Annotated in this window: 10 protein-coding genes; 3 read left to right on the forward strand and 7 right to left on the reverse strand. The window is 34.1% G+C overall.

The annotated features are described in order from the left end of the window. Positions 1-32: 32 nt before the first annotated feature. The 3 genes from BLR17_RS15680 to BLR17_RS15690 form a co-directional block, all read right to left on the reverse strand. Entirely contained in the window at positions 33-1,214 is a 1,182-nt protein-coding gene (locus tag BLR17_RS15680; protein ID WP_066324593.1) for an acetyl-CoA C-acyltransferase, read from the reverse strand. A gap of 97 nt (positions 1,215-1,311) precedes the next feature. Further along, complete coding sequence (locus BLR17_RS15685) at positions 1,312-3,702, reverse strand: 3-hydroxyacyl-CoA dehydrogenase/enoyl-CoA hydratase family protein (protein ID WP_066324596.1); 2,391 nt, start codon at positions 3,700-3,702, stop codon at positions 1,312-1,314. Then, positions 3,686-4,153, reverse strand: a complete 468-nt coding sequence (locus BLR17_RS15690; protein ID WP_066324598.1) for a MarR family winged helix-turn-helix transcriptional regulator — start codon at positions 4,151-4,153, stop codon at positions 3,686-3,688. The genes BLR17_RS15685 and BLR17_RS15690 overlap by 17 nt, the downstream gene beginning before the upstream one ends. 441 nt (positions 4,154-4,594) lie before the next feature. Here BLR17_RS15690 and BLR17_RS15695 point away from each other — a divergent pair, with 441 nt between their 5' ends. Beyond that, complete coding sequence (locus BLR17_RS15695) at positions 4,595-7,042, forward strand: S8 family serine peptidase (protein WP_066324604.1); 2,448 nt, start codon at positions 4,595-4,597, stop codon at positions 7,040-7,042. Here the strand turns inward: BLR17_RS15695 and BLR17_RS15700 are convergent. Next, positions 7,031-8,056 (reverse strand): AAA family ATPase, encoded by a 1,026-nt coding sequence (locus BLR17_RS15700; RefSeq protein WP_066324606.1) that lies wholly within the window; start codon positions 8,054-8,056, stop codon positions 7,031-7,033. The two genes, BLR17_RS15695 and BLR17_RS15700, sit on opposite strands and share 12 nt — an antisense overlap. A gap of 113 nt (positions 8,057-8,169) precedes the next feature. After that, positions 8,170-9,948 (reverse strand): AMP-dependent synthetase/ligase, encoded by a 1,779-nt coding sequence (locus BLR17_RS15705; protein ID WP_066324613.1) that lies wholly within the window; start codon positions 9,946-9,948, stop codon positions 8,170-8,172. 375 nt (positions 9,949-10,323) lie between these two features. Here BLR17_RS15705 and katG point away from each other — a divergent pair, with 375 nt between their 5' ends. Beyond that, positions 10,324-12,540 carry a catalase/peroxidase HPI gene (gene katG, locus BLR17_RS15710; protein WP_066324615.1) on the forward strand — a complete coding sequence of 739 codons (2,217 nt, stop codon included), beginning with the start codon at positions 10,324-10,326 and terminating at the stop codon, positions 12,538-12,540. A 73-nt stretch (positions 12,541-12,613) separates the two neighbouring features. On the opposite strand, the gene BLR17_RS15715 is transcribed toward katG, so the two are convergent. Beyond that, positions 12,614-13,240 carry a carbonic anhydrase gene (locus BLR17_RS15715; RefSeq protein ID WP_066324681.1) on the reverse strand — a complete coding sequence of 209 codons (627 nt, stop codon included), beginning with the start codon at positions 13,238-13,240 and terminating at the stop codon, positions 12,614-12,616. Positions 13,241-13,456: 216 nt separating this feature from the next. On the opposite strand from BLR17_RS15715, the gene BLR17_RS15720 reads away from it, so the two are divergent. After that, positions 13,457-13,681 (forward strand): CDGSH iron-sulfur domain-containing protein, encoded by a 225-nt coding sequence (locus BLR17_RS15720; RefSeq protein WP_066324618.1) that lies wholly within the window; start codon positions 13,457-13,459, stop codon positions 13,679-13,681. Positions 13,682-13,808: 127 nt separating this feature from the next. Here the strand turns inward: BLR17_RS15720 and BLR17_RS15725 are convergent, their stop codons facing one another. Next, the gene (locus BLR17_RS15725; protein ID WP_066324620.1) at positions 13,809-14,417 is read right to left on the reverse strand and encodes a hypothetical protein; all 609 of its coding nucleotides are present in this window, start codon (positions 14,415-14,417) and stop codon (positions 13,809-13,811) included.

Consider the following 14,417-nt stretch of genomic DNA (forward strand, 5'->3'; position numbering starts at 1 on the left):
CTATTTTCTATTCTCTCTATTCCATTTTCTTTTTAAAGCAACTCAAAAATCCCCGCAGCTCCCTGTCCTGTTCCCACACACATGGTTACCATTCCGTATTTATTGCCACGGCGTTTCATTTCGTTGAATAGCTGAACAGACAATTTTGCTCCTGTACATCCAAGAGGATGTCCTAAGGCAATGGCTCCTCCGTTTACATTTACAATATCAGGATTCAAACCTAATTCTCTGATTACGGCTAAGGATTGGGATGCAAAAGCTTCGTTTAATTCAATCAAATCGATGTCTTTTAATTGTAATCCGGCTTGTTTTAATGCTTTTGGAATGGCTTTTACAGGGCCAATTCCCATGATTCTTGGTTCAACTCCTGCTGATGCATAATTGACTAATCTAGCTATGGGTGTTAAGTTTAATTCTTTGACCAATTCTTCGCTCATAATTAAAACAAAGGCTGCACCATCACTCATTTGCGATGAGGTTCCGGCAGTAACGCTTCCGTCGGCGGCAAAAACAGGTCTTAATTTAGCTAATGCTTCCAGAGATGTATCCGCTCTCGGACCTTCGTCTTTATTGACAGTGTAAGATGTGGTTTCTTTTTTACCTTTTGCATTAATAAAAGTTTGTTCAACAGTAATAGGAACAATTTGTGAGTCAAATTTGCCTTCAGCTTGTGCCTTTAATGCCTTTTGATGCGAATTATAAGCAAATAAATCCTGATCTTCTCTGGAAATATTAAACTGTTTCGCTACAGCTTCGGCTGTTAGTCCCATTCCCCAGTAATAATCTTCATGTCCTGCTTTGGCAAGAGCATAATCGGGTGTGGGTTTGTAGCCGCCCATTGGAATAAAACTCATACTTTCGGCACCACCGGCAATTATACAATCCGCCATTCCTGATTGGATGCGGGCAGTTGCCATACCGATAGTTTCCAGTCCCGAGGCGCAATAACGATTGACTGTTACTCCCGGGACATCATTGATTTCTAATCCCATTAACGAGATTAAGCGTCCAAAATTCAAGCCTTGTTCTGCTTCCGGCATGGCATTTCCTACCATAACATCATCAATGCGTTTTTTGTCAAAATCAGGCAGTTCATTCATCATGTGTTGAATGGTTTCTGCTGCCAATTCATCCGGTCTTTTAAATCGGAACAGTCCTTTAGGTGCTTTTCCCACTGCTGTTCGGTATGCTTTTACTATATAGGCTGTTTTCATATTTTCATATTTTTAGATGAAAGAATATAGAATATAGAGAAAAGACTGTTCGGTTAAATCTATTTTCTATGTTCTATTCTCTTTATTCTTTTTTAGACTAATTTCTCAAAGGTTTCCCCGCTTTTAACATATATTGAATTCGTTCCAATGTTTTTCTTTCGGTACAAAGCGATAAGAAAGCTTCTCTTTCTAAATCCAATAAATATTGTTCAGATACCAATGTCGGTTCGGATAAATCACCTCCGGCCATTACATAAGCCAGTTTATTGGCTATTTTTTTATCGTGTTCAGAGATGTAACTTCCGGCTACCATTTGATCGGTTCCTACTAAGAACATCCCCAAAGCTTGTTTTCCTAATACTTTAATATCGTTACGTCTGATAGGTTGAGTGTAGCCGGCTTCAGCCATTAACAAAGCGTGCTTTTTGGCTTCGGCAATTTGGCGATCTTTGTTCACCACAATAATGTCTTTTCCGTGCTGTAATAAACCCGTATCAAAAGCTTCATAACCTGAAGTTGAAACTTTAGCCATCGCAATGGTTAAGAAATATTCCTGTAAGGTGTTTAGTTCTACATCATTTTTACGGAATAAATCAGCCGCACGCAAAGTCATTTCTTTTGAACCACCTCCACCAGGAATCACGCCAACGCCAAATTCCACCAATCCCATATAGGTTTCTGCGGCGGCAACCACTTTATCGGCATGCAAACTCATTTCACATCCACCTCCAAAAGTCATTCCGTGTGGTGCAACGACTACCGGAATTGAAGAGTAGCGCACACGCATCATGGTGTCTTGGAATAATTTGATAGCCATATTCAGTTCGTCATATTCCTGTTCGACAGCCATCATGAATATCATTCCGATATTGGCACCAACTGAAAAATTAGCCGCTTGATTTCCAATAACTAATCCTGAATATTCTTTTTCCGCTAAATCAATTCCTTTGTTGATGGCTTGTAAAACATCGCCACCAATGGTATTCATTTTCGATTTGAATTCGATATTTAAAATTCCGTCGCCTAAATCTTCGATGATAGCGCCGCTATTGCTCCAAACTTTTTTGCTTTCGCGAATATTATTCAGAATAATAAAAGCATCTTGTCCGGGAACTTTTTCTTGTGATTTTTTCGAAATGTCATAAAAATAAGTAGCTCCTTCTTTTATCGTGTAAAAACTGCTGCTTCCCGAAGCCAGCATCTCATTTACCCATGGAGCAGGAGTGTAGCCTTCGGCTTTAATCATTTCGATTCCTTTTTCAACTCCGATAGCATCCCAAATTTCGAACGGACCATTTTCCCATCCAAAACCTGCTTTCATTGCATTGTCAATTTTGTATAATTCATCTGAGATTTCAGGAATTCTATTCGAAACATATGCAAATAAAGCGGCGAAGCTTTTTCTGTAAAATTCACCTGCTTTATCTTGTCCTTTGATTAAAACTTTAAAGCGATCAATAGGTTTTTCGATGGTTTTTGTAAGTTCTAAAGTTGCAAACGAAGTTTTTTTAGCTGGACGATATTCCAAAGTATCCAAATCTAAAGAAAGAATATCTTTGTCTACTTTTTTATAAAACCCTTGTCCGGTTTTGCTTCCGAACCATTTGTTTTCAACCATTTTTTTGATGAATTCCGGTAGTTGGAACAGTTCATGTGCTTCGTCTTCTGGACAATTTTCATAAATTCCATTGGCAACATGTACCAAAGTATCTAAACCAACGACATCGACAGTTCTAAAAGTAGCCGATTTAGGTCTACCGATAACCGGTCCTGTTAATTTATCAACTTGTTCAATGGTTAATCCCATTTCTTTTACCAAATGAAACAAACTCTGAATCCCGAAAACACCAATTCTGTTTCCGATAAATGCCGGAGTATCTTTAGCAACAACCGAAGTTTTTCCTAAGAACTGTTCTCCGTAATTTTTTAGGAAATCCAATACTTCAGATGAAGTTTTTGGTCCCGGAATAATTTCGAATAACTTTAAGTAACGCGCCGGATTAAAAAAGTGTGTTCCGCAAAAATGTTTTTGGAAATCTTCGCTTCGTCCTTCACTCATAAAATGAATTGGAATTCCGGAAGTGTTAGAAGTGACTAAAGTTCCCGGAGTTCTATATTTATCGATTTGTTCGAAAACTAATTTTTTGACGTCCAAACGTTCTACCACCACTTCGATAATCCAGTCCACGGCAGCAATTTTCGCCATATCATCAGTGGTATTTCTGGTGGAAATTCTGCTGGCGAATTTTGCGCTGTAGATAGGAGAAGGTTTTGATTTTAATGAATTGGCCAAATGTTCATTTACAATTCGGTTTCTAACCACTTTACTTTCCAGAGTGAGTCCTTTTTTACTTTCAGTTTCGGTAAGTTCCTTTGGAATAATATCCAAAAGTAAGACTTCCACACCGATGTTGGCAAAATGACAAGCAATGCCTGAACCCATGATTCCTGAACCAATTACGGCAACTTTTTTAATTGTGCGTTTCATCTTCTGTATTTTCAGATTGGTTAAATATTTCTTTATCGTGTATTAATTTGTTGATGGTTTCGGCAACTTCAATGAAGTTTTCCCATTTTTCATCCGAGATATGTTTTTTAATGCTTTCATTAAACTGAATGACGGTACTTTTAGACAAGGCTCTTTTTTCTTTGCCATAATCCGTCAAGTAAATTAAAACCCCGCGGCCATCATTGGGATTTTTCTTTTTAATGATTAATCCTTTTTCTTCCATCGATTTCAGGGTGCGGGTTAGGCTCGTGGGTTCCATTCCCATTTTAGGCCCCAAAGCAGTCGATGGAGTTCCTTTTTCTTTGTCGATGCTTAATAATGCAAATCCGGTTGCCATTGTTGCGCCATATTTGACAGCTTCCTCATTATACATTCTGGAAATAGCCTGCCAAGTCGCTCTTAATACGTAGTCTATCGTTTTGTTTTTCATATGGCAAGCTTATTAAGTTTCTCTCAAAAAGAAAATCTATTTTTTATCATAATCTTTTTATTTTGAATTAAAAATTATGATATTAGCATATCTGTTATTTCAAATATAAGAAAAAATAGTATGCGTGCATAATAAAATACAGTTGTTTTTTTGTTAATATTTTTTGATTCTTGTATTGATTATCGCGGATTTGTTTAATTGTAGTTTTTTTTTGGCGTGTCCTTTTCTCGTCAAAAAAAAAGACGAGAAAAGGTCGGGCTGTCCGTTATATCTTTTATTCTGCTGCGCTCCATAAAAGGATGCCACTTCCATCCCTCACGCAATCCCAACTCCCAAAGACGTTCCTGTTTAACGATTTTATGAGTTGATTGTAGATTTTAATTATTGTAAGTGTAATATTATGATTATGTTTGATAGATTAATATATTTACTGTTGTTGTTATGCCAAATAGAAAACATTTAAGACTACTTTCAGAAAAACAATTGGAAAAGGTTATTCCAATGAAATTTAAATATGGTTTTCCTCAAGAAAATGAAGATGATGATGAAGAGCCAAAAAACTATTTTAGAGTAGCGCAAACACTGAGTAGAGACAGAGATAGATTTTACAAATATGTAGCTATAAAAAATGAAAGAAGAAATAAAGCCTTAAATGTTCCGCATTACATAGACCATGTGTTATTTACATTCCAAGGGCAATTTGTAATAAGTGATTTTTTTAATAAATATTACAATGATTTTGGTTTAGAAGCAGTAGCATTTTACGATTTTGGTAAAAAAGGATTATTTGCTATTATAGACCATGAAAAATTCCAAGTATTTATGAATGAAATGTATAAATTCATTCAAAAAGAATTGGAAAATCAAACAGAATTAGAATATGAAAATTATGTGCTATACATAGCTTCATTCGAATTATTACAAATAAGAGAAATTCTAAAATTCCGTTTAGATCAAATGCAAGGTTTGGTGTATTTATCTATAATGAATTTGCCGTTGCATGAAGGATTAAAAACTGATATTCTTGGAAGGTTATTTACTTATTTACAAGAGAAAAATATAGCAATCAAATTTGACGAATCAAATGAAAGATTAGAATTAAATAATCCAACTCCTGAAATACTTCAAGAAATTGTTGAAAACTTTGATATTATTGAAAGTGCTACCAATTCTGCTTTCACTACAGTTCGACCAGGAGAGTTCAATACGGTTACTCGTGAACAAGGAGTTAATATTGTAAATGCGGAAGAAGATTTGCCAATTATCGGAATTATTGATACAGGTATTAGTTCAACATCCGCTATTGCTCCATTGTTAATTAATGATAGAAGTTTTACACTAAATGGAGATCCCTTTATTGATACTGCAAATTTTCAAAGAAATGGTCATGGCACACCAGTAGCGGGTTTAGCTACTTTAGGTAAAATCAATCATCTTAATCAATTTAATGAAAATGTGATCGCGGATGCTAAAGCATTATCAATAAAAATATCAAATGGAGAAACGAGCTATATTTCTGAAATTGATTTAGTAAAAATGCTTTATGATGTAAAAGTAAAATACCCACAAATTAAAATATTTACATTAACCACTTGTTACGATAGACACAAAACAACAAATGAAACCTTCTCTGATTACACATTTTTATTAGATAAGTTTGCTTATGAAACAGATAGCTTAATTTTCATTTGTACTGCCAATAATAATGATGCAATTAATGACAATAGTTCATATGATTTAGGATATTTTCATTCTGAGAAAACAAATATTTGTACCCCTGCTGATAGTATGAATAATTTCACAGTAGGTGCAGCAGCAGATAATATTGCTAATGGCCCATTTTTAGGGATCTCAGATGGAAGAGAATTTCCAACTTTATTTTCAAGAAAAGGCAATGTAGATTTAAGTTTAATTTTTTCAAGAAATAAAACCAATAATAATTATTTCAAACCGGATGTAATTGAAAGCGGAGGTGATTTAGGTTACTATAACCCAACTTCTTTGGATTATATGGATGATTCGATGATAGATTTAATATCAGCAAGACCGGAAAAAGGTTTATTTAAAGATGTAGGGACTAGTTTTGCAACACCACTTATTGCTAATCTGGCAGTAAAAATCCAAAAACAATATCCTGAATTAAATCCACAAACAGTAAAAGCTTTAATAATAAATTCCGCTTCTTTAAACAAAGTTCCTTTTGATAAGTCCGTTTCTAAATTAAGAAGTAGAGTTGCTGGTCATGGCTATATAGATAATTTTAAAAGTGTTTTTTCAAATGAAAATTCAGCAACTTTAATATTAGAAGATGTACTTAGTGACGATGATTTAAAAGTCTATCCAATTCATTTTCCTCAATATTTAACTACAATGGATTTGGGAAAACAAAATCGTATTCTTAAAATCACTGCTACTCTTTGTTTTAGCTTTTTACCAATAAAAAATAATCAACTTTCGTATAATCCAATTCATATAGCATTTTCTATATTTAAAAATCATGAAGCGGAAGATATCATTAAATCAAATATTGAAGTAGATTCTAAGCTAAAAACAACTTTAACTTGGTCACAAAATGGCAGATATAAATCAAAGCCAATTCCGTATTCAAACACTCAAAAATTAGAATTAATTGTTAATGTAAGTGATTTGATTAATGAAGAGAATGCATTCAAACTAGCGGTTCATTGTTTGGTTACTGACCAAATTATTGGAGGATTACCGGCTGGTTATCCTAGTGATTTTCCTTTTTCTTTAGTGATTAATATTGAGGAAACGACAAAAAATAAAACAGGATTATTGTATGATGAAATACAGCTTATTAATAATCTCGAGGTAATTGGTAATTTAGATACAGATACTACAGTTGAAATTGATTCATTAGATGTTTAATGAATCTTTTTCAATTGATATTAGATTTTTCCAAATTGTAGTATCAATGTAAGTGACTAAACTTTTAGAATTCCCTATTGAAGCAAAAAGAGATTTTTTGATTGCATTAATCAACGTCTTTTGAATACTATAGTAAGATAAACCTTTACAGTCCTTAATAATTTTGTTTACTTCAGTTTTATTCTTAAAAGCAAACTTTCCGTCTTTTAATGTAAGATTAACGAGTTCTTTTATTTCTTTTTCAGTGGGCAAACTAAAAGTGATAATATTATCAAATCGTCTCAATAAAGCATCATCCAGCATGTCTTTTTGATTAGTAGCAGCAACAACAATACTATTTTGTGGTAAATAGTCAAATAATTGTAAAATAGTATTTACAACACGTTTCATTTCACCATGGTCTTGGCTATAATCTCTAATCTTACCTATACTATCAAATTCATCAAGGAAAATAATACAATCTTCCAAAGCAGCTTTTTTGAATATCTTAGATAAGTTTTTACTTGTTTCACCAAGTTTGGAAGATACGATAGCTCCTAAATTAAGAACAATCATCATTTTCTTTAATTCACCTGCAATAATATAAGAAGCTAATGTTTTACCACAACCAGACGGGCCATGTAATAACAACTTATTTGAAACAGGCAAATTAAATTGTTGAAGTAACTCAAGTCTGTGATGTTCCTCAATAAAAAACTCAAGTTCTTGCTTCACTTTGTCCTCTATGACTATATTTGATAAAGTATAATCTGAAGTTATTTTTTCAAGAATTAAGTCTGAAATCTCTTTATCTTCTAATCGATTGAAATATTGGTCACTTCCTACTTTAGTTAAATTATTATGTTTTTGTAATCGTATTGAATCTTTTAATATAGATTGCAATTGAATCGCAAAGTTTAACTTCTTAGTGTTTTTGGAATGCTCAATTAATTGATTGAGTACAGATAATAGCTTTTCTTGGTCATTTTCAAGACCATATTTTGCAATATCTTTTATATAATCTGATTGACTCATTTCGGTGTAAAAATAGTGTTTTTTTAGTTTTAATAATTAAATTATAAATAAAGTTACAAAAAAAGCGGCTATCTCATAAAGACAGCCGCTTTTTAGTTTGTATCATTTATGTTCTAAAAACTATATATTTTTTGGTACAAATCCTGATATTTTTCCAGTATGTTTTTACGTTTTAATTTGAGTGTGGGCGTCATTTCGCCACCATCAATGGACCAAACGGTAGGAGTGAGTTCGAATTTTTTAATTTGTTCCCAGTGTCCAAATTTACTATTAATACTGTCAATTTCCTGTTGGATTCGCGCAATTACTTTTTCGTTGGTCACGATTTCCTGATTTGTTTTCCCAATGTCGGTTTTGTTTTTGTTAGCCCATTCTTTTACAAAATCAAAATTAGGCTGGATAAATGCGGCCGGCATTTTTTGACCTTCGCCTATTACCATGATTTGTTCGATAAAGCGGGATTGTTTCATGGTGTTTTCGATCAATTGAGGGGCAATGTATTTTCCGCCGGAAGTTTTGAACATTTCTTTTTTCCGATCGGTAATTTTTAGAAATCCATCTTTATCAAGATTACCAATGTCTCCGGTATGGAAATAACCGTCAGTGATTACTTCGTTGGTAAGCGCTTCATTTTTATAATAACCTACCATTACGTTTGGACCTTTGCACAGAATTTCGCCATCTTCGGCAATTTTTACTTCTACATTATCGATAACTTTACCAACAGTTCCAATGCGGAAACCGTAATTTCTCATGTCGTTTACGGCAATTACAGGAGAAGTTTCGGTCAAACCATAACCTTCCATAACGGGAATTTCGGCAGCGGCAAAAATTCGGGACAAACGGGTTTGCAATGCAGCACTTCCGGAAACCATAACTTCGAGTTTACCACCCAAACCTTCTTTCCATTTGCTGAAAATAAGTTTTCGGGCAATTTTAAGTTGGAATTCATACCAAAATCCATTGGCTCCATAAGGTTCGTAACGCAATCCTAAGTTGATAGCCCAGAAGAATAGTGTTTTTTTGATTCCGCTTAGTTCGGCACCTTTGGCATAAATTTTATCATATACTTTTTCGATTAACCTTGGAACAGCTGTAATTACTGTGGGCTGTACTTCTTTGATATTTTCTCCGATTTTTTCAATGGATTCACCAAAATATATCGATACACCATAATATTGGTATAAATACAAAACCATTCTTTCAAAAATATGACAAATAGGCAAGAAACTCAATGCGCGACTTGCACCAGCTTTGAAAGGGATTCTGGGAGCACTACCTAAAACATTCGATACAATATTTTGGTGTGAAAGCATTACACCTTTAGGATTTCCGGTTGTGCCTGAAGTATAAATGATTGTGGCTAAATCTTCGGTTTTGATACTGTTTTTTCGGGATTCAACTTCTTCCTGGTTGCTATTGTCTTCCCCCAGAGCTGATAATTCGTTCCAATTTTTGCAATTGCTAATAGCATTGAAACTGTAAATTTCTTTAAGATGCGGTAATTTACTTTTGATAGCGTTAATTTTTTTGAAGAGCTCTTCGTCAGAAACGAAACAATAACTGGCTTCACAATGATTCAGAATGTATTCGTAATCCTGTTCAGAAATAGTAGGGTAGATGGGGACGGTTTGAGCTCCGGTTTGTAAAACCCCAATATCTACTATGTGCCATTCAGTCCTGTTATTAGAAGATATGATGGCAATTTTATCGTCTTTTTGTATTCCTAATCGCAGTAGTGCTCTGGAAATACAATTGGATTGTGTAATGTATTCCTGTGTAGATATTTTTACCCAGACACCATTTTGTTTTGAGGCTAAAGCATCAGGGATAGAAGCGAATTCATCCTGTTGATGGTATGGAAAGTCAAAGATTCGGCTAATCGATTTCATTTTTATGGTTTTGGAATCCTATGCAAAATATAAAAAAAATGCTAAACTTACCTTTTTTGAATAATAAAAAAAGCGGTGATTTCAGGATGGATATAGTGATGATAATTTCTCCTGAAAAGTGATTTTTACTTTTATTTAAGACCATATTTGGAGACTAATTTAGTGATTGAAATGGGAGATAGATTTTTTAACTATAAGATTTTGAGTTGTTAATGATTATTTTGAAGTTTTTTTAGTAATTTAATTAGCTCAATTTAATTGAGGATTATGATTAAATAAGGGTATAGTTTTTATCTATTGATAATTTTATTTCTATAGTAAAAACTGTTTTAAATTAGCATTGTGGCTTAAAAAAATATAAAAAAATAAATTATTATGGAAAATAAGAACAATTCAAATGGTGGGGGTAAATGCCCATTTTCAGGAGGTGCTCAACAAAAAAGCGCAGGTTCTGGTACTACTAATAATGACTGGTGGCCAAATCAGTTAAAATTGAATATTTTGCGTCAGCATGCTGATTTTTCAAATCCTATGGGAGCAGGGTTTAACTATGCCGAGGCTTTTAAAAGTTTGGACTTAGCTGCCGTTAAAAAAGATATTTACAATTTGATGACTACTTCACAGGACTGGTGGCCTGCTGATTATGGTCATTACGGACCTTTTTTTATTCGAATGGCCTGGCATAGTGCCGGAACCTATCGTATAGCCGATGGACGCGGAGGTGGAGGTTCTGGTTCGCAGCGTTTTGCTCCATTGAATAGTTGGCCTGATAATGTGAATTTAGATAAGGCGCGATTGCTTTTGTGGCCAATAAAAAAGAAATACGGTAATAAAATCTCATGGGCCGATTTGATGATATTGGCAGGAAACTGCGCTTTAGAATCAATGGGATTGAAAACTTTTGGTTTTGCCGGAGGTCGTGAAGATATATGGGAGACAGAGCAGGATATTTATTGGGGAGTTGAGGGAAAATGGTTGGATGATAAACGTTATAAAGGTGATCGGGAATTAGAAAATCCTTTGGCAGCGGTTCAAATGGGGTTGATTTATGTGAATCCGGAAGGACCAAACGGTAATCCTGATCCTGTGGCTTCGGCAAGAGATATTCGCGAAACTTTTGGACGAATGGCAATGAATGATGAGGAAACAGTAGCTTTGGTTGCCGGAGGGCATACTTTTGGAAAAACCCACGGAGCTGCTGATCCCGGTCAATACGTAGGTGTTGAACCAGCAGGAGCAAGTATTGAAGAGCAAGGTTTAGGATGGAAAAATACTTTCGGCAAAGGTCATGGAGAGGATACGATTTCCAGCGGTTTGGAAGGAGCCTGGACCACTTCGCCAACAAAATGGAGTAATAATTATTTTGAAAATTTATTTGGTTTTGAATGGGAATTGACAAAAAGTCCTGCCGGAGCACACCAATGGAAACCTAAAAATGGAGCAGGAGCAGGAACGGTTCCGGATGCTCATAATCCATCAAAAAGTCATGCGCCAACGATGCTTACTGCTGATTTAGCGTTGCGATTTGACCCTATTTATGAGAAGATTTCAAGGGATTTCTATGAAAACCCGGATAAGTTTGCTGATGCTTTTGCACGTGCCTGGTATAAACTGACTCATCGTGATATGGGACCTATTGCCCGTTATCTTGGGCCGGAAGTGCCAAAAGAAGAATTGATCTGGCAAGATCCAATTCCGGCAGTAACACATAAATTAATTGATAGTAATGATATTGCTTCGCTTAAAGCAAAAATATTAGATTCAGGATTGTCGGTTTCGGAGTTAGTCTCGACAGCCTGGGCTTCGGCTTCCACTTTTAGAGGTTCAGACAAACGTGGTGGAGCTAATGGAGCACGTATTCGATTAGCGCCACAAAAAGATTGGGAAGTAAATAATCCGTCGCAGTTAGCCAAGGTGATTTCGAAATTAGAAGCCATTCAGGCTGAATTTAATAATGCTCAAACGGATGCTAAAAAGGTTTCACTTGCCGATTTGATTGTTTTAGGAGGTAATGCAGCTATTGAAAAAGCGGCTTCTCAGGCAGGGCATAAAATAGTTGTTCCGTTTGCGGCAGGAAGAAACGATGCGGTACAAGAACAAACCGATGTGGAATCTTTTGCTGTTTTAGAACCTATTGCTGATGGATTCCGTAATTATTTGAAAACAAAATATACCATTTCGGCGGAGGAATTATTGGTTGATAAAGCCCAATTAATGACGCTTTCGGTTCCTGAACTGACGGTGTTGGTAGGCGGTATGCGTGTGTTGAATACTAATTTTGATCAATCTACACTCGGGGTATTTACTAATCGTCCGGAAATGTTGACCAATGATTTCTTTGTGAATTTATTAGATTTAGACACTAGCTGGAAAGCAACTTCTGCCTCTGAGGATGTTTTTGAAGGTAGTAACCGTAAAACAGGAATAGCAAAATGGAAAGGAAGTCGCGTGGATCTTATTTTTGGTTCCAATTCTGAGTTGCGAGCTATTGCTGAGGTTTATGCCTGTGCTGATTCCAACGAAAAATTTGTCAACGATTTTGTGGCAGCCTGGACTAAAGTGATGAACTTGGATCGTTTTGATTTGGTTTAATATAAGTTTAAAATTGAAAAATCCCGTCCCGAAATAATCGGAACGGGATTTTTATTTTATCTGTAAAATTGGCTTATACGATTTTGTAAATTTTAGTGATATCTTTTAAGATTTCATCAAAATCGATTTTCAAGTCAATCAATTCACCTGAATGAATGTCAAAAACCCAACCGTATACTTTTAAGTTTCTTTCTTTATTTGCTTTTTGAACTTCAGCGGTTTTAATTACATTAATACATTGTTCCTGAACATTCAATTCAACTAATCTTTTGTATTTTTCATTTTCATCAGTGATAGCGTCCAATTCTTCTCTGTGAATTCTATACACGTCTCTGATATTTCTCAACCAAGGATTTAGGATTCCTAAATCAGATTGTTGCATAGCAGCAAGAACTCCTCCACAACCATAGTGTCCACAAACTACAATATGATTTACCTTTAAACTTCCTACTGCATAATTAATAACAGACATCGAATTCAAATCGGTGTTAGGAACCATATTGGCAATATTTCTGTGTACAAAAACTTCACCAGGTTGTAATCCCATAACCTCTTCGGCAGTTACACGACTATCAGAACAACCAATATAAAGGATTTCAGGTGCTTGTCCGGCTCCTAATTTGTCAAAATAAGCTTCATCTGCCTGTAATTGTTTAGCAATCCACTTTTTGTTGTTTTCAAAAATTTGTTTGATATCCATATTTTTAATTTTTATGTCAAAGGTACTATCTAAATCTAATCTAAAAAAATTGCTTTTTATAATCTCACAAAAAAGTATAAACATTCCTATTTAACCAACAATTACAATCGGATTAAAATATAATCGGTATAAATTAGCTTTCAGGATTCTAAAAACAGGATTATAGTTTGAGCTTTCAGTATATATTTTGCAATCTTTGAACTCAAAAAAAATAATATGAGTAAGACAAAGTTAATAATCAATAATAATGGTTCAATAAAAATTGAAGGTGATTTCGAAATTATGGACTGTGATGGAAATGTTTACGGATTAGAAGGAAGAACAGCTTTAGGGCTTTGTCGTTGTGGATTATCGTCTAATAAACCTTTTTGTGATGGTTCTCACCGTAATAATTTTGAACACGAACCAAAGGCATTTGATTTGCCACCAATGAAAAAATAAAATTTGACATTATACAAAAAAGCTGCATTAATCAATAATGCAGCTTTTTTGTATATGATTGCTAAAGAATTTTATTCTTCCATTTTTGCAGAAAGTTCAAACCAGCGTTCTTTATTTTGTTTTAAAATTAAACACCTATTAATTTTCTGAATTCTGTCGAGAGAATGTTTTTGAGTTGATTTATATTTTGATCAAGTAAATCATTTTTGGTTTTGAAATATTCAGGTTCAAAAAAAGAATCATTGTTGAGATTTATAATATTAGTTTCTATTTTTCGTCCCAAATCTAAAATTGTATTTACATAAACATTGTGTAATTTTCTTAATTCATCTATAAAAACAGCAGAGAAATAAATCTCATTATCATTGATTTTTTTATTTAATTCAGTATATGATGTAAGAGTTGAATCTAAGTGATTCATATGTACTGTATAATTATCAAGCTTAACTCCTCCCAATTGATTTTGATTAAAAGTCACAGTGTATCTGTAAGTACTATCTTCTAGTTTTAAAATAGATGAGAAAATTTCTTTCGTTACATCTGCTCTTTCTTTTTGTAAAGAAGAAAAAAGTATTTGATGAGTTATAAGTTCTTTTTCTAATTGATTTTTATATTTTTCAAATCTTCTTTGAATATAGTTTTCAAAAATTTTTTGACTTAAATATTTTAAAATAAGATAAGATATACCTGTTCCTAAAAAAAGAATTCCTAAAACATTAAAAATATTTTCTATCAT

This window comes from Flavobacterium glycines, from assembly GCF_900100165.1.
In the GTDB taxonomy this organism is placed as follows: domain Bacteria; phylum Bacteroidota; class Bacteroidia; order Flavobacteriales; family Flavobacteriaceae; genus Flavobacterium; species Flavobacterium glycines.